This is a genomic window from Sporosarcina sp. CAU 1771 (assembly GCF_054482775.1).
In genome coordinates this window covers 35285-60265 of the sequence record NZ_JBTLRN010000006.1, presented here as the reverse complement: position 1 = coordinate 60265, position 24981 = coordinate 35285, and the positions used below count along the sequence as shown (strand labels likewise).

Genomic DNA, 24981 nt, shown 5'->3' with positions numbered 1-24981 from the left:
CTTTGTTTCTTAATTATCCCCGACAAGAGATTCTAAATCCTCAAAGAAATTTGGATACGAAATATTGATACATGCTGGGTCTTTAATGTAAATCGCTTCGGATGAGACTAAGGCGGCAATCGCAGGCATCATACCAAGCCGATGATCACCATACGAATCCATTGTTCCTCCTGTGAGAGGTGTCGGTCCGTGGATAATCATCCCATCTTCAGTCGCTTCGATGTTGGCACCCAACTTTTTAAGTTCTGAAGTCACAGCCGCTAGTCGATCCGTTTCTTTCACGCGAAGTTCTTCCGCATCTTTAATAATTGTCGTGCCTTCTGCCTGTGTCGCCATAAGTGCGATTACGGGCAGTTCATCAATGAGCCTTGGAATTAGGTCTCCACCAATTGTTGTACCTTTCAAATGACTGTGTGTGACTCTGACAGTAGCCGTTGGTTCTCCACCTTCATCCGTTACACTTAAAATGTTTACGATTGCGCCCATACTTTCTAGGACGTCAATAATTCCTGTTCGAGTCGGGTTCAATCCGACATTGTTAAACGTAACTGAGCTTCCTTCAACCATTGCAGCAGCAGCCATAAAGAATGCTGCTGATGAAATATCTCCAGGGACATTTACATTCGTACCGAATAAAGTTTGTCCTCCAGTAACGCTCACTTTCTTCTCATGTGAATGAACTGCCGCACCGAAATGTCTTAACATACGTTCGGTATGGTCTCGCGATACAGCATCTTCAGTAATCGTTGTCGTCCCTTCGGCATTTAGCCCCGCAAAAAGAATCGCCGATTTCACCTGTGCACTTGCTACAGGCATTTCATAGTCAATTGCTGTAAGGGGAGTTCCTTTTATCGTCAAGGGAAGTAGATTTGAATCCTTCTCTCCCGTAATCTTAGCACCCATCGTCTTTAAAGGAAGCGTTACACGATTCATAGGACGTACTGAAAGAGAGGCATCTCCAGATAAAACCGTATCTACTGTCGACCCGGCAAGTATACCGAGCATTAAACGTGCAGTAGTACCGGAATTCCCTGAATATAATTCAGTAGAAGGTGTTTGCCAGTTCTGCATACCTGGACTGTCTATTAAAACTTCGGTACCTTTTCTTTCGATCGATACCCCTAGTTGCTTAAACATTTCAATTGTTCGAAGACAGTCTTCCCCGTCTAAAAAACCTGTAACCTGTGTTTGTCCTTCTGCAATTGACCCCAGCATGATCGATCGGTGCGAAATGGATTTATCACCCGGTACAGTCAATTCGCCACTGAGTGTAGGTTTACTGAATTCTACCTTTTTTAATGTTTCCATCAAAATCCCCTCCAAAATCAATTAAACAATCTGCATCCCATAATTTGTTGATTTACTAAGTACTTTCCTTGCCTTCTCTCTATCGTCGGCAGTTTGAAAGCTAATAACTAGAATCCCAAATACATCCGTTCTAGTTTCAACGATACGTATATTCGTCAAACTGATCCGACCATCTGCAAGAATCTTTGTGATTTCTGAAATGACCCCTGGATGGTCAGGAACATCTATATGTAAATCATAGGTCATGTAAAGGGCACCTTGAGAAGTAATCGGCAAACCGTCTCGATATTTCTTTGCTTTATCAAAATAATTGTAAATTTCTTGCGAATCATTATAAACTAGCATTTCGCGAACACTTTGCATCTCGTCAAGCCAACCATCCAATTGCTTGAGCAGTTCCACTCTATTTTGAGTAGTGATATCTCTCCACATAATTGGATCGGCTGAAGCAATCCTGGTAAGATCCCTAAAACCACCTGCAGCCAAATTTTTAACAAAAGGCCTGTCCGCTTCCTGGTCAGATAACATCCCAACGAGAGATGACGCAACCAAGTGAGGAAAATGACTCACAATTGCCGTCATTTTATCATGTTCCTCTGCATGTAACACTACAACTTTTGCCTTTGTCGGTTCCAATAGATAGCGAAGTCGCTCAACGGATGCTTCATCAATCAATGATTCCGGAGTTAATATATAATAGGCATTTTCAAATAAGTGTTCCCTAGCAGCAGATACTCCACTTTTATGGGAACCTGTCATTGGATGTCCGCCTACAAAAGCTATCTCTTTCTTAAACAATTTAGAGGCTGCCTGCATAATCGGACCTTTTGTACTGCCAGTATCCGTTATGATGACACCCCTCTTTAGTGACCATGTTTCCATGTCCTTCAGGATACGGACAGTCGTATTTACAGGCGTTGAAAAAATAATAATATCCGCCTGTTCACACGCTGATTCAAGAGACGTAGGGATTGTGTCAATAATACCTCGGCGGTAGGCTTCATCCATTGTCTCAGGTAATATATCAAAACCTATCACGTGAATATCAGGGTTTCTTTTTATGGCAAGGCCTAAGGAACCACCAATCAATCCCAGGCCGATAATTGTTACATTGATTTTCATCGCGATAAGTCGGCATCAGTAAACAATGTGTCAAATGCCTCAAAGAATCCCGTATTCTGTTCTTCGGTTCCTATTGTCACTCTGACATACCCCGGTGCACCGAGGGCCCCTCCACTTCGAACAATAAAGCCATGTTCCAATAGTTTCTCCGAGACAACATCCGCATCACCAGGTACTTGAATGAGTACGAAGTTTCCTTCTGAAGCATACACATGTAAATTGTTTTTTGCCGCATAGTCATAAAAGCGTACCTTTTGCTTTTGGTTCAATTCTTTACATTCTTGAATAAATGCTTGATCGTCCAGCGCTTTTGTTGCAAGAGCTTGGCTAACTGATCCTGTATTAAAAGGACCTCTCACTTTATTCAAATTCGTAATCACTTCTGGATGACCAATTGCATATCCGACACGGAAAGCGGCCAGGCCGTATGCCTTTGAAAATGTGCGGAGTATGATTGCGTTTGGAAACTCTTGCAATAAGTCAACTGTATCTATATAGCGTGAGTCCGTTATGTATTCGAAATAAGCTTCATCCAATACAATAAGTACATGTTTAGGAACTTGTTGCATGAACGTTTGTAAATCAGCGCCTGGTATAATATTTCCCGTTGGATTGTTCGGGCTACATAACCAAATAACAGCTGTTTCCTCATCAATTGCTTGCAAGAATCCTTCTAAATCATGAGTCCCATCTTCTTTCAACGAGATTTCTCTAATCTCTGCACCTTCAATTTTTGCACCATGTGCATATTGAGGAAAAGTTGGTGTCGCCATCACCGTATTCGTTTCAGGACTAAGTAGTGCTCTCGAAATCATGACAATAATTTCATCTGAACCGCCACCGAATAGAAGCATATTTTGAGCTACACCTAATTTGGCAGCCAGTTTATCACGAAGAACCGTTGCATTTCCATCTGGATACATTTCAGGCTCAAAAGTACCGTTTTCTAAAAGAGCTACTGCAGAAGGAGCAGTGCCATAAGGGTTTTCATTTGAAGCCAACTTTACTACTTCTTTTAAGCCATATTGCGCTTTTACCTCGTCAATCGATCGACCTGGTTTATATGGATTCATTTTTTCTAAAGCTGTTTTCCACTTCATCTTCTCGCCCCCTAGTTATTTGTGTTGTAAATCCGGTCGTAATTTTACGGCTTCGTTTTGATAAATGTGATGAATTTCTTTTTGGGGTGTTTCTGTATTTACGTGCATTAAAATTCGAATACATAAAGGCATTGCGCCTTCTACGTTCATTTCATGCGTACACATGACAGGAACATATTTCCACCCTTCCATTGTTCGGACTGCTTTTGCAGGAAAAACCGATTGAATATCAGGTGTTGTTGAGATAAGTACGGAAACGATGTCTTCCGGTTGAATCTTATTTTCTTCTGCAATTGCGACAGCGAGTGCCTCTGTAGCAGCGAGAACAGCTTGTTCATTATCATTTGTTACAGTTGTTGCACCTCTTAATCCACGCACCGTCATGCTTTTTCCCCCGTTCTTTTCTTTAACTCTAGAAATGCCTTTTCACATTGTTCCCCCGTAACTTCTTGTATATATGGGCTCCCAACGTCTTGCAGTAGTGCATAATTCAGCTTTCCAAAAGAAGCTTTTTTATCTTTCATCATATAGTCCATTAAAGTTTCGAATGAATAAGAATGTACTGGTTCAAACGTATAGCCATTCGATTTCGCAAATTGAATGAACTCGGTTGTTAGTTCTTTATCAATTGCACCGAATTCTTCACTTAAGAGTAAACTATAAGCCATACCTATCATGACAGACTCTCCGTGGCTTAAGCCACCAAATCCGCAGGCCGCTTCAATTGCATGACCAAACGTATGACCAAAGTTTAAAAACTTCCTTGTCGATTGTTCAAATTCATCTTCAGCAACAATCTTTGCCTTCACGCTTATCCCTCGCAGCAATTCCGTTGAAAGCCACTCCGTCGAAGGCGTCGTAAACGATTCATTGTTCATTAATTCGCGTGTCCACTGCTCATCTGAAATAAAAGCGTGTTTCAATAGTTCTGCCATACCGGATCGTATTTCCCGCGGTGGAAGTGAATTAAATAGTGCTGAGTCAAATAACACGCCAACCGGTTGATGGAATGCACCGACCATATTTTTTCCTTCCGGCATATTAATAGCCGTTTTTCCTCCAACTGCACTGTCATGAGCTAGAATCGTCGTTGGACAGTGAATGTATCGAATCCCCCTCATAAATGAAGCAGCAACAAAACCAGTGAGATCGCCACAAGCACCGCCACCAAATGCAATTACTAGTGAATTCCTTGTAAATCCTTTTTGCAATAAAAAAGAAAGACAATCCACATAGACCGCAGATGTTTTACAACTCTCTCCTGAGGGCACAGTTTTAACCGTTATTTCACGGTCTGCAAACCCCAATGCCGACTGCAAATGAGCTAAGTGTAAATTCGCGACATGCTCATCTGCAAGAATAGCAATTCGGTCCGCACTCTTTAAAAGGTCAGCATAGTGTGTTGCGAACAGCTCATATGTGTTGTCACCAATATGAACATCATATTGGTGATTTTTAATATCGACGGTCAGCTTCCCCATATTAAAACTCCTTCACATATTGCCTGTATTCTGAAATTTCCTTTTTCAAGCCATCCATTGTATCTGAACGGAACTCTTCCATAATAGCTTTCGCCATTTCTGTAGCAATTACATGCTCTGCAACGACCGATGCTGCTGGCACTGCACAAGGATCTGAACGTTCAATTGTTGCAACAAATGGTTCTTTCGTGTTTATGTCTACACTTTCAAGCGGCTTGTATAAAGTAGGAATCGGCTTCATAACGCCGCGCACAACGATTGGCATTCCAGAAGTCATTCCGCCTTCAAGTCCTCCTAGACGGTTCGACTTTCGGTAGTATCCGCGTTCTTCGTCCCATGCAATCTCATCATGAACTGCGCTTCCAGGGATTTTCGCCATTTCAAAACCTAAACCTACCTCTACCCCTTTAAAAGCATTTATGCTCATCATAGCGCCAGCTAACTTGCCGTCCATTTTACGATCGAATTGTACATAGCTACCGATTCCAGGTGGGCATCCTTCTACTACTACTTCAACGACGCCGCCAACTGTGTCTCCATTGTTTTTCGCATTATCAATTGCTTCAACCATGAGCTTAGACGCTTCAGCATCTGCACAGTAAACTGGATCTTCTTCAATTATCGCTCTTATTTCATCAACATTTAAACCTGCATATGTATCTGGGTTCGTCGTAATGCCACCAATTTCAGTCACATGAGCGACGGTATGGATATCTAATTCACGTAAAAATTGTTTAGCTACCGCGCCAATTGCTACCCGCATCGTTGTCTCACGTGCTGAAGAGCGCTCTAAGACGTTTCTCAAGTCTCTGTGGCCATATTTCATGCCTCCGACTAAGTCAGCGTGTCCAGGTCGTGGGCGCGTAATTTGACGCTTTACATCTTCTGGGTTCATACCTTCTTCTAATGGTTCCACTCCCATTATATTCGTCCAATGCTTCCAGTCATCATTGACAACCGTAAGCGTTACAGGTGAGCCGATTGTTTTACCATGCCTTACTCCTGAAGAAATAACAACTTGATCCTTTTCAATTTGCATACGTCTACCCCGCCCATGTCCACCTTGGCGTCTCGTTAATTCTCCATTTATCATTTCTGCAGTCAATTCCATTTGTGCGGGTAATCCTTCAATAATTGCTGTTAATTGAGGACCGTGTGATTCTCCAGCTGTAAAATATCTCATTTCTATTCCTCCTCAAATAATCATGTATCCTAGCACTATACCAAATTGTATACTTTTCGACTATTCCAACGTGTTAATTAACCAGAAAAATCAAATATGCCTTGGCGCACGTATGGCATACGCCGAAGGCATTTATTAATAAAATTCCAATTCAACCGCCTATACTTTCCTGTAAAAAAATGTTTCCACAGATTCGAACCCATATTTCGCTGGGTTGAAGATTTGCTCTGTACTTCCTACAAAAAGTATACCTCCAGGTCTTAATGATTTGGCGAAATTCAAATAGATTTTGTCTTTTGCCTCTTCCGTAAAATAAATCATTACGTTTCGACATACGATTAAATCAAAACCTGAATCATAGCGGTCATTCAGTAAATTATGTTGCTTAAACCGGACTCTTTGCTTGATATCATCATTCACTTGATAATAAGATCCTTCGCTATGAAAATGTTTTCTCAATACAGCTGGCGGAACTTCTTTAATTGCCCTTTCAGGATATAAAGCTACCTTTGCTCGATCAATCGCTCCTACGTCTAAATCCGTAGCTAAGATTGATATATCCTTCGACGGAATATGTGAGGACAATACCATCGCAATTGTGTATGGTTCTTCTCCTGTCGAACAAGCCGCACTCCATATCTTCGGTTTGTTATTCGTTTGCAATAGCTTCGGCAAAATCGTTTGATTAAGCACATCCCAGCGCTGCCTATTGCGGTAAAACTCTGAGACGTTGATCGTCATTCTATCAAGAAATTCTTCAAGGAGTTCCTCTTCTTTATGTATAGCCTTATAAAAATCATTGAAGTTGCGAAAACCTTTTTTTTCATATAAAGAAGTTAACCTTCTTTTCATTTGTGCTTCTTTATAGTATGAAAGATCAATGCCTGTCTTCTTTTTTATGTTTCCGATAAATGCGGTATAGTCTGGCAACGTTTAGCCCCCTACTTAACATTTCTTCTTTTATAATGGAATTGCCTTATTTCTATCTAGTTCTCCGTATATTTAGGATAACAAAAACAGCCGTGCGATAAACGCTAGGCTGCTTTATATACTTTAGATAATCCAGCTGTTCATTGACTTGTCATAAGAAACAAGCTCTTCTTCTTTGAAGAAAAGACCAATTTCACGAACTGCTGAGTCTGGTGAGTCTGAACCGTGGATGATATTCTTTCCAACAGTTACAGCGAAGTCGCCACGAATTGTTCCCGGTGCAGATTCAGTCGGGTTCGTTGCTCCAACTAAAAGACGCGCTGTCGAGATAACGTTCTCGCCTTCCCATACCATAGCGAATACAGGTCCTGAAGTGATGAATTCTACAAGCTCGCCAAAAAATGGACGTTCTTTATGCTCACCGTAATGTTGTTCTGCAAGTTCTGGTGATATTTGCATCAACTTTGCACCTGCAAGTTTAAATCCTTTATTCTCAAAACGACCTACAATTTCACCAACTAGATTACGTTGAACACCATCAGGCTTTACCATTAGAAACGTTCTTTCCATTTATAAACACTCCTTCATTTATGTATCGGGATTTCCCCTTTTCGATCGTACCATTTGAGCCTTCTACTTTCAACTATAAAAAGACGAAGTAGTGTTTTATCCTATAGCTTTCCAGACATTTATAGCAAGCGTAGTTCTTCTAGTCATCTTAAAAGTTGCGCTCTCCGATGAATTTCGCGATTTGTGTAAATGCATTTTTAGCGTGTATATCAGGTAAGCCCTCTATCTCCAACAAAGCTTTTTGCAAATACAAATCACTTACTGCCTGTGCCTTCTCTATCGCACCCGAACGGCGTATGTAACTCAACATTTCCTCCCGTTCAGGCTCTGTCAACGTCCCATTAAACGAACGCTCCATATAGGGGCGGAAGGCTGCATCATCTTTAATGTATAGAATCGGTAGTGTTAAATGGCCATTTAACAAGTCACTACCTGCTGGTTTTCCCAGTTCTTTATCTGTTGAAGTTATATCGAGAATATCATCGATAATCTGAAAAGACATTCCCGCAAAATAACCGAAACGGCTCATCTTTTTTACAATAGACGTTTCCGCACCAGAGACAAGTGCACCTAGCTCACAGCTCGTTGATAATAGCAGAGCCGTTTTTCGCTTGATTCGACGAAAATAATCACGTAATGTTTGATCCATTTTTCTTTGATGTTCAATTTGCATTATTTCGCCTCGACAAATTTCTAACATCGTTTCCGAAAGCAAGTTATGTACAGGCGGTATTTCAATTTCCCCAATTGATGCAAGCGCACGAGAAAAAATAAAGTCACCCGTATACATGGCAATGCGATTATCCCATCTTGCTTTTACTGTTTGTAATCCACGGCGCATTTCAGAGTCGTCAATGACATCGTCATGCACCAAGGATGCCATATGAATAAGTTCAAGAGATGTTGCTGCTTTCGCCACATCTTCTAGCGAATACTCCCCAAATTTCGATGCTAAAATAACAAAAATAGGGCGAATTCTTTTCCCTCCCGCTCGAAGAAGGTGAAGTGAGGCTTGCCGTATAATTGGGGAATCTGAATCAACCGATTGCTCAAGCTCTTTTTCGATGAAATTAAGATCCTTCCTGAAATCGGCATAAAGCGTCATTAACTTTAATTTCTCCACGATGATACCCTTCCCCCACGGTTTTTTTGCGGTTTTATTATTTAAATCCTATATGTCCAGCTGCGGCACCACCGCTATATGATTTATATGCAACCTCTGTGAATCCAGCCTCCGTGAAGAGTCGCGCGAGTTCTTTTCTACCCGGAAAATTGTCTGCTGATTCCTGTAGCCATGAATACTCTTTATAGCTTTTCGCGAATAACTTACCAAACAAAGGCATAATAAACTTGAAGTAAAAACGAAATAATTGCTTATACACTGGCAGTTCCGACTGAGATGTTTCTAAACAAGCAATCATCCCACCAGGTTTTAACACACGATGCATTTCTTCAAGTACCGTACTGTAATTAGGAACGTTTCGCAAACCAAAACCGATTGTTACATAATCAAACGTATTATCCGGAAAAGGTAACTCCATCGCATTTCCATGCATTAGAGTGATTTCTGGAATTTGCGCTACTTTCTCTTTACCTACAGCTAACATACTTTCACTAAAATCAAGACCAGTTACCTCTCCTGTTGGCCCCACAGCTTCTGCAAGTGCAATCGTCCAGTCCGCAGTTCCACAGCAGACATCAAGCGCCTGCGATCCTTTTGCAACTGCCATACGTAGCATCATGTCATCACGCCACTTTTTATGTTGGTTAAAACTTATGACTGAATTCATTTTATCGTAATCAGCTGAAACCTTTTCAAATACATCATGTACTCTTTCTTCTTTCGTTATGGCCAATTGATATGCCCCTTTCCTACTCATTTGCAGTTAAATTAATTTCCCTAAAAGGGGCTTCACCATGCTTCGTATTTCTACTTTTACTAAAGGGGTTAAAAAGACTGCTTTTTCCATTGCATTGTCTATGTCTATTTTCAATTCTTGTATCGCTTGTTCTAAATGAAGTTCACTTTGTTCCCATCCCAAAACGTCTTGTAATGGTTTTTTAAATGAGGATTTCCTTACTAAGTCCGTTTCTAAATGGATTAACGGAAGGATTGCTTTCGCAAGTGGAGCATAACGGGAAAAACCAAATGCATATAAAAACTCTGTAATACACCCTGATTCAATCGTTTGAACCGCATCTATAAGCTGTTTAGCGTTTGCCGGTGCACGACCATGAAAAACAGTTTTCACTTCATTGATTCGACCTATCTGTTTTGATAATAATCGAATAAAACTAAAATCCTTTGTGTCAGCAAGCAACTTGTAGTGTATACCACTATAATAATCGCCTGCCAGGACAGTAAGTTGTTGTTTCCTTGATGTTGCACTTGTCATATCTATTGCATCATGTGCGTCAAATGCGATATGAACTGCACCTACAGCAATTGCAGACTGATTCATCTGATCCGTCCACTTCTCCCCGTTTAATAATGGGAGGAGTAAAAAGAAGGCTTTTTCTGCATCCAATTCGAACTGGTCAGTGTCTCTCTTTAGAATTGGATGATGAACTTTTTCATTCAACTGATTTATGTAGTTTTCTATATAACGTTCATTTTTTTGTCTTTCCATCACAAGTTCTCCATTCAAAGACGTCACCATGCAAGGTTCGTCAAGTAAAAGTTTACTCTTTACCCTCACTTGACATGACGCCATATGCGGTATGGACCTCTGCTTTGCCGCGTATTTTCATCGCTGATGTATGTTCTGTAAACTGGGCAATCATAACCTCGCCACGGTCAAGTTTCTCCGTGTGATGAAATTTTGTATCATTCCCGCGAGTCAGACCGATGACATTCACGCCATCTTCCTTCGCTTTTATAACGATATACTCGGTTTGTATTGTCATCTTTACCTCTCCTGTCTGTCTATGTACTCAATCATATCATAGAGAAGGGCATGTGAGCAAAGGCTTCACGTCATCTTTATTAGTGATATGATTTCTGATCGTTTCACACTATCTTCAGCATAAATACCTCGCGCTGCCATGGTCATCGTTTTTGCTCCCGGTTTTCGGATTCCTCGCATCGTCATACACATATGTTCCGCTTCGACGATTACAAACGCTCCTGTCGGGTCTAGCATCTCCATTAAGGTATCGGCTACTGTTGAAGTGATACGTTCCTGCAATTGTGGTCTTCTCGCCGTCGTTTCAACCGCCCGGGCCAGTTTACTTAACCCTGCGACAACACCATTACGCGGTATATAAGCAACGTGTGCATACCCGTAAAATGGAACAAGATGATGTTCACACATTGAATGGAATGGGATATCCTTTACAAGTACGACTTCCTCATGATTTTCATTAAACACTGTTTTAAAGTATTCCCTGGGATCTTTATGCAATCCTTCAAATACTTCTGCGTACATTTTAGCGACTCTCTTCGGCGTTTCTACTAACCCTTCACGTTCCGGATCTTCTCCAATCGCTTCCAAGATCATTGTGACGGCATTTTCTATTTTTTTATAATCAACTTCATGCATCCCAGTAGTCCTCCTTAATTTACTCGCTCATCTTTTATAGTTCCATATCTTTGATTTCTCTACAAAGTTTATTCTACAAGATAGTAGCATACTCCCTCATGTCCGTACAGTCGAACTCACTCGATTCTTGTCGATTCGACCAAATTAAAAGAAGTCCGCCCGCGAAATCTACTTCTAGATTTGACGGATGGACTTCTTATGTAAAAAAAAGATGATTATTTCACTGCGTCTTTAAGCGCTTTTCCTGCTTTAAAAGCTGGAACTTTGCTTGCAGCGATATCGATTTCTTCGCCCGATTGAGGATTACGTCCTTTACGTGCAGCACGCTCACGTACCTCAAACGTACCGAAACCGATTACTTGAACCTTGTCGCCTTTTGCAAGAGTTTCCTGGATTGTTTCAAATACAGCTTCTACAGCTTTTGTACCGTCTTTTTTAGAAAGACCTGCCGCTTCAGCTACAGAGTTAATTAGTTCTGATTTATTCACACCATTCACCTCCTCTCGAAGAGATGTCGATTGCAATACTCTAAAAAGAGTATCATAAGAAAAACCGCTATGCAACAATATTTGCGTCTCTTTACTAAAATAATGCAATTTTAACCAAAAAAACAGAAAAAGATCCGCTTTTTACGGATCTCTCTCTGTTAGACAATAAATGTAATCATCCCTTTATTTCCGTCATTTACCATCTGTTCGATTGTTTCCCGGAGTCTTTTTCGTGCATTTGCCGGAACAGAATCTGTTTTAAAACGAATGCTCTCTTTCATCACTTCATGAAGCGGCGTGCCAAATAGTTGCGTTTGCCATAGCGCTTCTCTGTCGTGTAAATAGGCATTTTTTAACTCCTTCAAGAGATGATGACTATGAAATTCTGAACCTATCAATGGTGAAAATTCGGCTTCCATATCCACTCGAATAATATGGAGTGAAGGTGCGGTCGCTTTCATTCGTACACCAAAAAAATTATTTTGTTTGATTAGCTCTGGTGCAGTGGGATTGAAATCTTCTATTGTCGGTAAAGCGACTCCATATCCATCTTTTCTTGCTGTAGCAATCGCTTCCGAGTATAAATTGTATGATTTCTTTGCCATTGCAGCTTCTTTGACAAATAATAGCCAATCTTTTTTTGTACTAATTTCCTGCCCCATAATTTCTTCACAAATTCCACGGAAAGCCTGTTCATCCATATCGATTTTAATCGACGCCTTACCCTGTCCCGCATCAACTTCAACTACTTCTGCGTGTTTCACGTACTGCTCATTCGTAATTTTCTCTGCAAGTTCTTGCACTTTCCTGATTTTTGAAGCTCCGAGGAAACCTTCACTTATTACTTTATCAATCGAAGAATTCAGCTCGTGTTCGCTTCCCAGGACGTCCATCCAATCCGGTTTTTGCAACTCAATTTCAGAAATCGGAAATTCATACAATGCTTCTTTTAGGATAAGCTGAATTTCTTGTGCGTTTAACTGATCCGCACTGATTGCAATTACAGGCACCCCGTACCTTTCGTGTAACTCCTCCTTCAATGCAACTGTTTTTTCATTTGCAGGCATTTTAGAATTCAATACGATTACAAAAGGCTTGCCAATATCTTTTAGTTTTCCAACGATTTCAGCTTCCGCAACCTCTGCGGCAGCACGTGGAATATTATTCACTGTTCCGTCTGTTGTGACTAAAATTCCGATTGTCGAGTGATCCCTTATAACTTTGTCCGTGCCAATTCTAGCGGCCTCTTCAAATGGTATTGGTTCATTGTGCCAAGGTGTATGAACGTACTTCGGACCGTCCTCATCCTCGTAGCCCTTTACTCCGTCTATGACGTAGCCAACACAATCTGCAAGCCTAATTTGGAATTTTAACTCTCCATCACCAACAGACACCGACGTCCCTTGTGCGGGTACAAATTTGGGTTCTGATGTCATAATAATGGGTCCAGGTGAGCTTTGCGGCAGTTCATCTTGGGCTCGTATCCGGTCAGCCGCATCCGTCATATTGGGAATGACGACTTCTTCCATAACCCTCTTCACAAACGTAGACTTTCCGACACGTACAGGGCCTACGACACCGATGTAAATATCACCATCTGTTCGTCTTGCCAAGTTCTCATATAACTCTTCTTTCATCCATCGTCCTCCTTTTCTACGCATATTAGTTTATGTATAAGAAAAACGTTTCATGCGCGTCGCACGAAACGTTTTGTATTTTACTTATTTAATAAATATGGGTTCCTTGTTTTCATCTACTGTATAAGGCTTTGAATACGCGGGTAATACAGGAAATTCATCCGAAAGAATGTGACGAATATCTTCGCCTGGTTTAACATCTGGTTGCTTTTCCATCAATATCCGGTTTAAATCGATTGAATAATCAATGTAAAAAATACCATCTCCCCCCACGATAAGTGGAAGAGTTGCATCTGAATATGGACTTGGAACCGTCAAAGATTCTTTGAAGCCCATCTTTTCAAAATCAATGCGATAGACCCCTTCTCCGACAGCTTCTTTATAAGGAGTGGAACCATTGATGTTTTTCCTTAAATTCAGTTCCCTTATTCTTTCCGCACCACGTAAATCTACAAGTTTCACCGTTGGATTCGTTTCAACATCCATAAGTACGTACTGAAAAATACCCCCTTTTTCATAAGCATTTGAAGGGATTTTCTCTGTATACGCTGGAACTATTTTAGAGAACTCAATTGGATATTTAATATACATATCTGTTTCCGCATCACGAGTCTTAATCGGCAGAAGTCCGCCATTACTCTCTTTATACTGATCCACGGCTCTTTGAACCGACTCGAGCTGGTCTGCATAGGGAATCTTTTGGCCTCCCTGCTCATCACCAGAATACATACAACCCGTTAATAAAAGGGTTAAAGACAATAAAAATACATACGTCATCTTTTTCTTCAATCTCATCATCCTCCTGATCCTGTAGGTCCATTAAACACTAAATAAACCAAAGCTAAAAAGGATATGATAAGTAAAACATAGGCAACTAGTGCAAATACAAATTTAATGATTCGATTCTTTATTTTATATCTACTCGTATAAATAAGACCCATGGAAATTACCATGAATCCCATCGCGTAGAAGGACAACCACATTTTATCCATCGAGGACACAGAAAGTCCTCCTTTCTTAAATATCAATTTCCCCCAGCGGAATTGCGTCGAGGTGAATACCCCGGTTGAATCAAGTTAACGACTTCCAAATAAATCTTCAACTTCTTGTTTTTTCATACGACTCATGAGTTGGTCTACTGCTTCTTTGGGTGATTCGCCCTCAAAGAGAACCGTGTATAACGCCTCTGTGAGCGGCATGGAGACATCATACTTCTTTGCCAGCTGATGAGCTGCCTTCGTCGTCCTGACGCCTTCTATGACCATTCCCATTCCTGCCACTACATCTTCAAGGCTATCGCCTTTCCCAAGCATGTTGCCCGCCTTCCAGTTCCGTGAATGGACACTTGTGCAAGTTACAATCAAGTCACCTAGGCCTGTTAAACCCGAAAAAGTTAAAGGATGAGCGCCCATTTTTACACCGAGTCTTGATATCTCTGCAAGACCACGCGTAATGAGTGCCGCCTTTGCATTATCCCCGTATCCGAGGCCATCCGTAATTCCAGCTGCAAGCGCAATAACGTTTTTCAGTGCAGCACCGATTTCCACGCCAATAATATCATCATTTGTATAGACTCGGAAATACTTGTTCATGAATAAATCTTGAACTTCTTCCGCTGCCTTTAGATTACTTGATGCGGCCGTTACTGTTGTCGGTTGATGCAATACAACTTCCTCTGCATGGCTCGGTCCAGAAAGTGCTACAACGCCCCTTATGTTGCTCGGAGAAATTTCCTCCGTAATAATTTCCGAAATTCGTTTCAATGAATCCGGTTCAATTCCTTTAGAAACATGAACAATCAACTTGGGTTGTGTAATCGACTTATTTATTTCCGCACAAATGCCTCGAATCCCTTTTGTCGGAACTGCAAGAACAAGTACATCTCCATGTTCAATCGCCACTTCTAAGTCAGATGTGGCTTTGAGATTATCAGGTAGGGTGATATCTGACAAATATGCGTGATTTGTGTGCTCATTTGTTATTTCAGCTGACTGCTCTTCGCGTCTTGCCCAAAGCAAGCAATCGTGTTTATTTTCCGCAAGGACCGAAGCGATGGCCGTTCCCCAACTTCCCGCTCCGATAACGGATACTTTCTTCATTTAATCAGCTCCTAGCTCTAGTTATGAGACGAATCGGAGTTCCTTCAAAGCCGAATGACTCCCGTAAACGATTTTGTAAAAAGCGCTCATAAGAGAAGTGCATTAATTCGGGTTCATTGACAAAGACAACGAACGTTGGTGGCTTAACTGCGACTTGCGTTGCATAGTAGATACGCAATCTCTTTCCTTTATCAGAAGGGGCAGGGTTACGTGCTACTGCATCTTCAACCACTTCGTTTAACACGCTCGACTGTATGCGTAGCGCATGATTTTCACTAACTTGACGAATTCGGTCAAATAGCGTGTTTACGCGCTGGTTTGTTTTCGCAGATACGAAAGCAATCGGCGCATAATTTAAGAATAAAAACTCTGAACGAATTTCATCGATAAATTTATTCATTGTTTTATTATCCTTCTCAACAACATCCCATTTATTGACGACGAACATAACACCTTTACCTGCGTCTTCTGCAAATCCTGCAACTCGCTTATCCATTTCACGAATTCCTTCTTCACCGTTTATAACGATGAGGACAACATCGGATCTGTCAATCGCTTTTAATGCTCGCATTGCACTGTATTTCTCCGTGCTTTCATACACTTTTCCTTTTTTACGCAAGCCAGCAGTGTCAATAATTTTATACTTTTGACCTTCATGGACATACGGTGTATCAATCGCATCGCGTGTCGTTCCCGCTACATCACTTACAATCACGCGTTCTTCACCTAAAAGTGCGTTGACGAGTGATGATTTTCCAACGTTCGGTCTACCAATTAAACAGAAACGAATGACATCTTCCTCGATTATTTCAGCGCTTTCTTCTGGGAAGTTTTCTGCCGCCGCGTCTAAAAGGTCACCTAGGCCAAGTCCGTGAGATCCGGATATTGGAAAAGGTTCACCAAATCCGAGTGAATAGAAATCATAAATCATTTCTCTCATATCTGGATTGTCCACTTTGTTTACCGCAAGAATAACCGGCTTTTTCGTTTTATAAAGTATTCTCGCTACATGTTGGTCCGCATCTGTAACACCTTCGCGTCCGTTTACCAAAAAAATAATAACGTCTGCTTCTTCAATTGCTATTTCTGCTTGTGAACGAATTTGATCAAGAAATGGTGCATCACCTATTTCAATTCCACCTGTGTCAATAATGTTAAATTCATGTGTAAGCCAATCCGCAGAGCTATAGATACGGTCTCTCGTAACACCCGAAATGTCTTCCACTATTGAAATTCGTTCACCAACGATTCGGTTAAATATTGTCGATTTACCGACGTTTGGTCTGCCGACAATCGCTATTGTTGGTTTCGTCATATTAAAACATCCTTCCAGCTTATCTCTGCATATTATACACAAAAATAGCGGTGACGTCTAAATGGGGTGGCTATTTATATAACAGAAATGTGAACATTGTTAATTAGGATCGCTAAATGAAACGAAAATAAACGACCTATCTTTGAATTGATAGATCGTTTCCCTATTTTTTCAGAAGATTTTTGTTCTCAACATCCTTACTTACCACTTTGGATTTTGAATTCCTCACTATCATTCCATTAATGAAACCGCTGTAATTTCTTCAAATTTATATCTTGTCACTGTAAACGGATCATCGAGTACAATTGTTTTACTTAGTAGATCAATTTCAATGACTTTCCCGTAATCATTTGCTAGTTTGCCCTCTCGCCAGTAGGTTAATTGAACACTCAATTTACTTGCATAAGCACGTGTAACCTCATCAGATATCAATTCTAATTCAAATTCGTTCAGTTCTGGTTTCTCCACTTCTTCATTTACCTGTTGCCAATGCCTTAATTTTTTCACATGTTCTGGAAGCATCATCGCTGTCCACTTAATATTCCCACGATCCCAAATCACACAATCCCCCCTATCCTTTATGCCCACCGACGAGCTGGGAGCGTTTGATAGCTGTTCCGTCCTTTGTTAAGGATACACCGCGCAAAATCGCCGTAGAACCATATTTATTACGAATCGCATCCATCGCCACAGCTAACTTTCTTTTCTCCCATTTATCTTGCTCAAATAAATCAAGTTGCATCGATGTTTCACTTTCTAAATTTGTTATAGAGAGTGAAATGTTTCTGACAGGACGATGATCATAAAACTTATCAAAGAGGGCCAAACACACCTGATAAATCGTAAGCGCATCATTCGTAGCCATCTTAAGCGATTTCGAACGACTAAAGCCTCCACCGAGTGCATGCTTACTATATCCAATTCCTAAATGAATCGTGCGGCCTACCTTTTTAGCCAATCTCGTTCGCATCGCAACGTCTTCACACATTTCAAGAATAACCGTTAAGACAGATTTCCGTGAATTGTAATCTTTCATCAAAACTTGACTCTTTCCATAACTAATTTGACCATTAAGAAGCGGTGCCCCCATTTCCGAAAGGTCAATTCCCCATGCATGGTAGTAATATTGATTGCCCATAATACCAAATTTCTTTTCTAATTTTGATAAGTCGCTATTTGCAAGATCACCTATAGAAAATATCCCCATATCATTAAGCGTTTTTTCAGTACGTCGACCAATCCCCCACATTTCCGAAAGCGGACGGATGGGCCAGAGTTTAGTTGCGACATCCGCATAAGTCCACCTAGCATAACTAGACTTCTTAGCCTCAAGGTCTAAAGCGAGCTTCGACATAAGCATGTTAGGTCCTACGCCAACAGCACTCGGCAATTGAAACTGTCTATATAAATCATATTGAATCCTCTCTACTGTCCTTGCTATCGGCCCCCAAAGTTGTTCTGTTCCACTCAGGTCAAAAAAGCACTCATCAACGCTATACACATGAATGGCTTCCATTGGGACATATTGGTTAAGTAGTTTCGGAATTTCCATAGACACTTCAAGATACGTTGCCATTTTCGGCTCAATTAAAAAGATATCTGGATGCTTCGGGATTTCATAGAGGCGCGTTCCAGTTTTCACATTAAAACGTTTCTTCATAGGTGGCGATGCAGCCAAAACAATGCTTCCCCTTTGTTCCAAGTTGCCAACAACCGCGATTGCATCCCGCATAACATCTAAACCCTCCAGGGCCGCTGCACAACTTGCATAAAAGCTTCGCATATCGATACAAGCAATTTGTCTGTCCGGTAACCCCTCATATAAAGAATGCACTTAAATCACCTGCAAAGTACGTATCTCAAAATTAATAACTACGTAAATGCATTGTTCTTTTTTGTCCATCTTTGTTCATCCCTTCCCTCAAGTACTTCTCTAACAATTCTTCCGTATGATTCCGCAAACGTACATTAAAGTAACGACGCCGATCTTCGTATCCCCTATTAATAAAGGCGTACTCAGTGAAGTCTCCGTCTGTTGCTCGTTTAATTAACTTCATATTTTTTTGTCGTAAGTACTGATTTGTATTTTTCAAATCAGCTTGCACTAACTTTATTGCTTGCTCAACCATTTTCAAATATGGACTTTTAAATTTCAATGCACTAATTTCTATTTGCGCTCGATCTCTTTCCATAATTAGAACTAGCATCGGCAAATAGATTGCATTTTCAAAATGCAGTATCGCTTCGTCCGGTATCATAATTAAATAACCACACTTTCTTTTTGTTCGATAGGAACAAGCGCTAGCACATTATCAATTATAAAAGTCCTTTTTGATTTACGAAGATAGCAATATGCTCGAAAAGAGACTTCACCAACTTGCAAGACCTTGATTCTTCGCCTGCTGACTTCCCCACTCTTAGCCATATACATCATATCCAGTATCCCATTCTGTTTAACCGACTTCATCAATTGATTGCGCACACCTGTTCCCTCCTCTTTTTATCATTATACGGAATGTATGTTCTGTTTACAAGCATTAAATTTTTCCATTTGATTCAAAAAGGATTGCTGTCAATTAACACATTCTTTTTTACATCTATAATTTTGAACGTAAAAAAGATGATAGCACCCAATAAGGGCACTACCATCTAGATTATTTATATGCACAGCTTTATCTTTCAGAAAACTTTTTAAGTTGGTCTCCGATAACGTCACTAATTGAAAAGCCTGGTGCTTCTTCAGGCATTACATAGTCACCGTATGAATTGTCATCTTCTTTTTCGATTAGATCTTTAATACTTAACGAAAGACGTTTTTCTATTGGATTCACTTCAAGCACTTTTACTTGAATCTTTTGGCCTTCTTTCAATACTTCTTCTGGCGTTCCAATATGCTGATGTGAAATACGTGAAATATGAACTAAACCTTCGACGCCTGGGAACAGTTCTACGAAAGCTCCATAGGATACAAGTCTTTTTACTGTGCCTTCAAGTGTCGATCCTTTAGGTGCCTTTTCTTCAATTGCTTCCCAAGGTCCAGGTAAAGTTTCTTTAATAGAAAGTGAAATTCTGTCAGCATCACGGTCGATTGACAAGATTTTCACATTTACTTTATCCCCCTCATTCAAAACATCTGATACCTTTTCAATATGTTCATGCGAGAGTTGTGAAATATGAACAAGTCCATCGACTCCACCAATATCAACGAAAGCGCCAAACGAAGCCAAACGTTGAACGGTTCCTTCTAATACTTGCCCAATCTCTAGATCCTCTAATAGTTCACCTTTTTTCGATTCCTTTTCTTCTTGAAGGACTGCACGGTGAGAAAGAATTAAGCGGTTCTTCTCCTTATCCATCTCAACAATTTTAAATGTCATCATACGCCCTTTGTAGTCTTCAAACGACTCAACAAAGTGGTCTTCTACAAGCGATGCCGGTATAAAACCTCGCACGCCAAGATCTACAACCAAACCACCTTTAACGATGTCTTTTACTTCCGTTTCAATCGTTTGTTTGTTGTTGTATTTTTCTTCAAGGGAATCCCACGCATCTTCTGCATCGACTTTCCGCTTGGAAAGAACATAATTCTCCTCTTCAACTTTCAAAATAATAAGTTCAAGCTCATCACCTTCAGCTACTGCATCAGCTGCTTTTTCAATGTGTAAACTGGAAAGTTCGCTAATTGGAATCACACCATCAAACGGTGCACCTGCAATTTCAACAGTTACCGATTTGTCCTCAATTTTTGTAACTTTTCCATTAATACGATCACCTTCATTAAATGTTTGTTCTACTTCTAAATTCATCTCTTCAGACATATGTAGTCCTCCTCTATAATGAATCTTACTTACTATAGTATGCGAATTCACTGATAAAAACAAAAAATTACCCTTGCACCGTTCATTTATTTTCATCAATTAACTTTTGAATTTCACCCATGATGAGTGCCGTAACCTCTTCGGATGAAACTCTTTGTTCACGGTAAGGTGATATATCCATCGGTTTACCATAGATAACCCTCAATTTTTTGAACGGCTTATAAGGTCCAATAATTGCACAAGGCATGACGACCGCATTTCCTTTTAATGCGAAAAAACCAGCGCCCGCAAGTCCTTTACCCAGTTCTCCAGTTGTGCTTCTTGTCCCTTCCGGAAACAATCCCACAACTTCACCAGCCTTAAGGAATTTGAGTGTATTGCGAAATGCTTCCCGGTCACTCATCCCCCGTTTAACAGGATATGCTTGGACAGCCGGTAGAATGCTTTTTAATACCGGCATATTGAATAATTCTTCTTTCGCCATAAAACGGACTGTTCTTGGGCATGTCATTCCAACTACGGGAGGATCTAAATTATCAATATGATTCGTGCATAGAAGAACCCCGCCCTCTTTCGGGAAATTCTCCTTGCCTATCACTTGTACTCTGTATAATGGATAAAGGGCCACGCTTACCAGAAATTTCCCTAACGGATATAAGTTCACTCGCTTAGCCTCACTTCTGCAAGTCTACTAATTTCCTCAGCCACTTCTACAATAGACATAGATGTTGTGTCTAGTAGAATGGCGTCTTCTGCCTGCTTGAGAGGTGAGACTTCACGTTCACTATCTGCACGATCGCGTTCACTTATTTCTTGTTCCAATTGCTCTAACGAAGACTCAATGCCTCGCTTCTTATTTTCGATATGGCGACGGGATGCACGTTCTCCTACAGATGCAGTCATAAAGATTTTTAATTCTGCATGTGGTAATACATGCGTTCCAATATCTCGCCCATCCATAACAACGCCTGCTCCTTCACCCAAGACCCGCTGTTTCTCAACCATTAGCTCACGAACTTCGTTATGTGCAGCGACAGAAGATACTGCCGCAGTAACTAGCTGGGATCTAATGGCCTCCGAAACGTCTTCGCCGTCTACAATTACCGCTTGAACTTTCCCCTTAGGAACAAGCACTATGTCTGTTTCCTGCAATAAATTCTCAAGACTTATACCGTCTTTAATATCTATGCTCATTTGAAGTGCTTTATGCGTAAGTGCTCTGTACATTGCACCTGTGTCTATGTATGTATAACCTAACTTTTCTGCTGTCATTTTTGCTATTGTGCTTTTTCCAGCTGCTGCCGGACCGTCAATTGCAATTTTAATTGTTTTTTCCATTTCATCAACTCCCACATCAATATTGTAACATAAGGAAAGAGGAAAAGTCCCATTCTGGCTGACTCTTCCTCCTATCAAACACACCTAGGCATATTTATTTCTAGTATTGGAATTGTGCTTCTTAATTCAAATTCGAAACAGTCGCCAATGGCTTACATTTAGGATTTATTTCGCATTTCTAATTGCTTTTCAAATGAAAATCGAACGATACGTTGTCGATCTTCCATACTAACGTCCTCAAACTGCAACGAGGCTATCTTACGCCCGGACTTCTCCCAAATACGGACAACCGTTGCATCTACATAAATGTATTTTATTTCTTTGTTCATAAAAGGAAGGACAATAACAAGCGAAAGTGTAGCATTTGTCTCGAAAGGCGGAGATTCAGGAACCCTCAGCGCTATACCACCTGCACTTATATCTTCAGCGATGTATTGGCTTTTTTCTTGTCCATTAAAAACGGCAACATCAATCGCTGTGTCCACTCGAACAAATTCGCGTCGCTGTATTTTGATAAGCTGGTCATCCCCGGGATAAGTTAACTTCAACATGGGAACTTCTTGCATCATTCGCCCAGACACTTCGGAACGGTATGCATAAGACATTTTTCTTTTGTCGGTAAAATTGACGAGCAACTTTGTTCCATCAATAAAGAAAGCTGTCTTTCCAGTTTCCATATGCGTTGGATAATCGATCATTACATGATCATCGGCTATATCAATTACTTTACTTTTATATTTCTCACTTTCGCCGGTAAAGTCTTTGTCAATTATTATAATTGTTCCTATTGTCAAAAGCACAGAGAGCACCTACCATCCTAAAGTCATGCTTCTATTATCTCATGGTAGGAAGAAAAAACCAATGGGGAATCACAAAATGACTATTGTTGTTTTTCGGTCGTTATCACTTCTGAGGTTTCCGTATCAACAACAACTGCGTAGGTTTCTACATCCTGTCCACTTTGTTGCATAGTAACGATTAAATAATGGGCAAGACGTTGCTCTAATCTGTCGTTTTCAACATACACCAATTCTTCTTCAATAACGGTTACGCCCGAATGGAAAAAACGTGCCCAATCTTTCTTAGTGATTTCTTGAGGCTTCGTCGTTTCTTTCCGAATATACTCCATCGCATCAAGCCCTATAATACCTCCATCGTCTTTAGCAACCTTAAGATGGATTGTATCAGAAAAAACTTTAGCTTTATACTCGGGCTCAACTCGAACAAAAACAAAGTGCCACGCTGTATTATTTTCACGAGCTTCCATGAAAACTGTATCTTCGTAACCAGCTTCTTTTAAAAACTTTTCTGCCTTATCCAGGACTTCCTCATGCCTAAGAATATCTTTTCCAAAAGGTCTTTCTGTGAGAAACGAAAGCACATGACCACCTTTTTCAGTAATATCAATATATCCGATTGACTGATTCTCAGCAAAACGAATATGAAAAAAAGGATAAGGTGAACCCGGCTTACTAGGTTCAACAACAACAGTTGAGTTAGAAATCGTAGGAAATAACTCCTTAAATCGTTCAATTGCTTCATCTGAAGTAATTTCATGGTCATCCATTTCGCGTAATTCTTTTTTCTTCAACGAGTCAGACTCACTCGCCGTTAGGGGAAAATCACTTTCTGTATACTGTTTTACAGTTTCAGCCATCCCGGACCAATCATGTCCAACTTCAACAGACTCGAGCTGATTCGCCCAGCTGTTAACAGACATTTTTCCATCTATCAATCCAGCTGTTGCAACCTCCCATTCACTGGCCATCGTATCCAGATTGTTCGAAGCTTCCGCCATTACACGATGATACTCTTCATTGTCCCCAACGCGCTCAGACTCTTTTGCAAAGTTACCAAGCCGCCCCAAATAGTTCATCCATGAATTCGAAAACTGTCGATCCAACGGAAGTGAGGCAACTGAATTTTTAATGTCAGATGACAAACGCCAAATATCTTCACGTGCTTTTGCCGAGCCATCCTGCTCATTAAACAGCAGGGTCTTTTTAACCGCTGTATCCAATTCTTCAAGTTTTGTTGATGCATCCGTCATTTTCTTTGCGTACTGCGCGTTTAACAACAAAGATAGTTGCGTATTCTCCGTTGCTTTTCCATAAGAAAAAACCGAAAGTGCCACAATCATATAAACTAGAACAAATATCGTTTTTTTCATAAGCTAGCAAAAGTGATACCGAAAGCGTCTAGTTCTTCCGGTTTCTTCCGCTTGTCCGCCCCCAGTCATAAGTTAGTTGCAAAATATATGCAAACCAATTTTCTTGATTTGCGGTCTTGACCAGATCCATTTACTCGTAGCCGTAATTGGATTAAAGTAGTAAATTGCATTTTCCGATGGATCCCACCCATTAATCGCATCAAGAACTGCTTCTGTAGCACGTTGGTTTGGTTCAAGCCATATTTGCCCATCATCTACAGCTGTAAATGCACCTGGTTGGAAAATAACCGCCCCTACTGTATCTGGAAAATCCGAATGTTCGACCCGATTCAAAATAACAGCTGCAACTGCAACTTGTCCCTCATACGGCTCACCTCTAGCTTCACCATAAACCGCATTCGATAGCAGCTTTAAGTCCTGCTCAGAGTACTTTGCTGGCAACTGGACGTCTTTTCCTGCACCAGTACCTTTCCCCACTTGTGAATCAAGCGGTTTCCCTCCATAATGCGTGAATTTAGTACCTTTCTTTATATTATCCTTAACAAACTTTTCATCGTATTTTGAAACATCGGCAAGTTTCTTTTTCGTCTTTGAACCCGCAATTCCATCTACAGGCAGGCCATACTTTTCTTGAAAATTCCGAAGCGCCCAGTATGTTCCGTAACCAAATTGTCCGTCAATCTTTCCATTATAAAAGCCAATGTATTGAAGTCTTGCTTGCAATTCAATGACATCGTCACCAAAAGCACCACGAGCGACTTGTTGCGTACTAAATGCACCTGTATGTACAGGAGATATGGCATACGCACTTCCAAGAAGAAGCACAACAATAACCATGCGGATGACAATCTGCTTCAAATTTATTCCTCCTTTTCTTTCA

The 24981-nt window shown here is 40.6% G+C and carries 29 protein-coding genes; all 29 read right to left on the bottom strand.

The annotated features are described in order from the left end of the window. Positions 1-9: 9 nt before the first annotated feature. The 29 genes from aroA to sleB all read right to left on the bottom strand — a co-directional run bounded on the left by aroA (position 10) and on the right by sleB (position 24938). The gene (gene aroA, locus ACXYMX_RS06975) at positions 10-1308 is read right to left on the bottom strand and encodes a 3-phosphoshikimate 1-carboxyvinyltransferase (RefSeq protein ID WP_459043522.1); all 1299 of its coding nucleotides are present in this window, start codon (positions 1306-1308) and stop codon (positions 10-12) included. A gap of 21 nt (positions 1309-1329) precedes the next feature. After that, on the bottom strand, positions 1330-2430 hold the full coding sequence (locus tag ACXYMX_RS06970; protein ID WP_459043521.1) for a prephenate dehydrogenase: 1101 nt from the start codon (positions 2428-2430) through the stop codon (positions 1330-1332). Beyond that, a complete protein-coding gene (gene hisC / locus ACXYMX_RS06965) occupies positions 2427-3530 on the bottom strand; it encodes a histidinol-phosphate transaminase (RefSeq protein ID WP_459043520.1) in 1104 nt (367 codons plus the stop codon). The genes ACXYMX_RS06970 and hisC overlap by 4 nt, the downstream gene beginning before the upstream one ends. 15 nt (positions 3531-3545) lie before the next feature. Next, positions 3546-3914, bottom strand: coding sequence for a chorismate mutase (gene aroH, locus ACXYMX_RS06960; protein ID WP_459043519.1), 369 nt, complete (start codon positions 3912-3914; stop codon positions 3546-3548). Beyond that, positions 3911-5011, bottom strand: a complete 1101-nt coding sequence (gene aroB, locus ACXYMX_RS06955; protein WP_459043518.1) for a 3-dehydroquinate synthase — start codon at positions 5009-5011, stop codon at positions 3911-3913. Before aroB ends, aroH begins: the two co-directional genes overlap by 4 nt. A gap of 1 nt (position 5012) precedes the next feature. Further along, positions 5013-6194: a chorismate synthase gene (aroC, locus tag ACXYMX_RS06950; RefSeq protein ID WP_459043517.1), complete on the bottom strand. Its 1182-nt coding sequence runs from the start codon at positions 6192-6194 to the stop codon at positions 5013-5015. A 159-nt stretch (positions 6195-6353) separates the two neighbouring features. Next, positions 6354-7124 (bottom strand): CheR family methyltransferase, encoded by a 771-nt coding sequence (locus tag ACXYMX_RS06945; RefSeq protein ID WP_459043516.1) that lies wholly within the window; start codon positions 7122-7124, stop codon positions 6354-6356. Between the two features lie 123 nt (positions 7125-7247). Continuing rightward, positions 7248-7694, bottom strand: coding sequence for a nucleoside-diphosphate kinase (gene ndk / locus ACXYMX_RS06940; RefSeq protein WP_459043515.1), 447 nt, complete (start codon positions 7692-7694; stop codon positions 7248-7250). A gap of 148 nt (positions 7695-7842) precedes the next feature. After that, positions 7843-8817, bottom strand: coding sequence for a polyprenyl synthetase family protein (locus ACXYMX_RS06935; RefSeq protein WP_459043514.1), 975 nt, complete (start codon positions 8815-8817; stop codon positions 7843-7845). 37 nt (positions 8818-8854) lie between these two features. Next, positions 8855-9550 carry a demethylmenaquinone methyltransferase gene (locus ACXYMX_RS06930; protein WP_459043513.1) on the bottom strand — a complete coding sequence of 232 codons (696 nt, stop codon included), beginning with the start codon at positions 9548-9550 and terminating at the stop codon, positions 8855-8857. 30 nt (positions 9551-9580) lie between these two features. Further along, positions 9581-10324 carry a heptaprenyl diphosphate synthase component 1 gene (locus ACXYMX_RS06925; RefSeq protein WP_459043512.1) on the bottom strand — a complete coding sequence of 248 codons (744 nt, stop codon included), beginning with the start codon at positions 10322-10324 and terminating at the stop codon, positions 9581-9583. A 52-nt stretch (positions 10325-10376) separates the two neighbouring features. Beyond that, complete coding sequence (mtrB, locus tag ACXYMX_RS06920) at positions 10377-10601, bottom strand: trp RNA-binding attenuation protein MtrB (RefSeq protein WP_459043511.1); 225 nt, start codon at positions 10599-10601, stop codon at positions 10377-10379. A gap of 65 nt (positions 10602-10666) precedes the next feature. Continuing rightward, on the bottom strand, positions 10667-11236 hold the full coding sequence (gene folE, locus ACXYMX_RS06915; RefSeq protein WP_459043510.1) for a GTP cyclohydrolase I FolE: 570 nt from the start codon (positions 11234-11236) through the stop codon (positions 10667-10669). 215 nt (positions 11237-11451) lie between these two features. Continuing rightward, positions 11452-11724: an HU family DNA-binding protein gene (locus ACXYMX_RS06910; RefSeq protein ID WP_459043509.1), complete on the bottom strand. Its 273-nt coding sequence runs from the start codon at positions 11722-11724 to the stop codon at positions 11452-11454. A 158-nt stretch (positions 11725-11882) separates the two neighbouring features. Then, complete coding sequence (spoIVA, locus tag ACXYMX_RS06905) at positions 11883-13361, bottom strand: stage IV sporulation protein A (RefSeq protein WP_459043508.1); 1479 nt, start codon at positions 13359-13361, stop codon at positions 11883-11885. Positions 13362-13445: 84 nt separating this feature from the next. Then, positions 13446-14156 carry a hypothetical protein gene (locus tag ACXYMX_RS06900; RefSeq protein WP_459043584.1) on the bottom strand — a complete coding sequence of 237 codons (711 nt, stop codon included), beginning with the start codon at positions 14154-14156 and terminating at the stop codon, positions 13446-13448. Next, complete coding sequence (locus tag ACXYMX_RS06895) at positions 14156-14362, bottom strand: DUF2768 domain-containing protein (protein WP_459043507.1); 207 nt, start codon at positions 14360-14362, stop codon at positions 14156-14158. Before ACXYMX_RS06895 ends, ACXYMX_RS06900 begins: the two co-directional genes overlap by 1 nt. 75 nt (positions 14363-14437) lie before the next feature. After that, complete coding sequence (locus ACXYMX_RS06890; RefSeq protein WP_459043506.1) at positions 14438-15460, bottom strand: NAD(P)H-dependent glycerol-3-phosphate dehydrogenase; 1023 nt, start codon at positions 15458-15460, stop codon at positions 14438-14440. A gap of 4 nt (positions 15461-15464) precedes the next feature. Beyond that, positions 15465-16775, bottom strand: a complete 1311-nt coding sequence (gene der, locus ACXYMX_RS06885) for a ribosome biogenesis GTPase Der (RefSeq protein WP_459043505.1) — start codon at positions 16773-16775, stop codon at positions 15465-15467. 231 nt (positions 16776-17006) lie between these two features. Beyond that, positions 17007-17336, bottom strand: a complete 330-nt coding sequence (locus ACXYMX_RS06880; RefSeq protein WP_459043504.1) for a YolD-like family protein — start codon at positions 17334-17336, stop codon at positions 17007-17009. Between the two features lie 10 nt (positions 17337-17346). Next, positions 17347-18558: a Y-family DNA polymerase gene (locus ACXYMX_RS06875; RefSeq protein ID WP_459043583.1), complete on the bottom strand. Its 1212-nt coding sequence runs from the start codon at positions 18556-18558 to the stop codon at positions 17347-17349. Between the two features lie 82 nt (positions 18559-18640). Further along, positions 18641-19033, bottom strand: a complete 393-nt coding sequence (locus tag ACXYMX_RS06870; protein ID WP_459043503.1) for a hypothetical protein — start codon at positions 19031-19033, stop codon at positions 18641-18643. A gap of 2 nt (positions 19034-19035) precedes the next feature. Further along, positions 19036-19257: a transcriptional regulator gene (locus ACXYMX_RS06865; protein WP_459043502.1), complete on the bottom strand. Its 222-nt coding sequence runs from the start codon at positions 19255-19257 to the stop codon at positions 19036-19038. 190 nt (positions 19258-19447) lie between these two features. Then, the gene (gene rpsA, locus ACXYMX_RS06860) at positions 19448-20593 is read right to left on the bottom strand and encodes a 30S ribosomal protein S1 (RefSeq protein WP_459043501.1); all 1146 of its coding nucleotides are present in this window, start codon (positions 20591-20593) and stop codon (positions 19448-19450) included. Positions 20594-20675: 82 nt separating this feature from the next. Further along, positions 20676-21257, bottom strand: a complete 582-nt coding sequence (locus ACXYMX_RS06855) for a lysophospholipid acyltransferase family protein (protein WP_459043500.1) — start codon at positions 21255-21257, stop codon at positions 20676-20678. Next, positions 21254-21931, bottom strand: coding sequence for a (d)CMP kinase (gene cmk / locus ACXYMX_RS06850; RefSeq protein ID WP_459043499.1), 678 nt, complete (start codon positions 21929-21931; stop codon positions 21254-21256). The genes ACXYMX_RS06855 and cmk overlap by 4 nt, the downstream gene beginning before the upstream one ends. A gap of 158 nt (positions 21932-22089) precedes the next feature. After that, positions 22090-22731 carry a flagellar brake protein gene (locus ACXYMX_RS06845; RefSeq protein WP_459043498.1) on the bottom strand — a complete coding sequence of 214 codons (642 nt, stop codon included), beginning with the start codon at positions 22729-22731 and terminating at the stop codon, positions 22090-22092. Between the two features lie 80 nt (positions 22732-22811). Then, positions 22812-24101 carry a PepSY1/2 domain-containing protein gene (locus ACXYMX_RS06840; protein WP_459043497.1) on the bottom strand — a complete coding sequence of 430 codons (1290 nt, stop codon included), beginning with the start codon at positions 24099-24101 and terminating at the stop codon, positions 22812-22814. A 72-nt stretch (positions 24102-24173) separates the two neighbouring features. Further along, positions 24174-24938, bottom strand: coding sequence for a spore cortex-lytic enzyme (gene sleB / locus ACXYMX_RS06835; RefSeq protein WP_459043582.1), 765 nt, complete (start codon positions 24936-24938; stop codon positions 24174-24176). Positions 24939-24981: the final 43 nt, after the last annotated feature.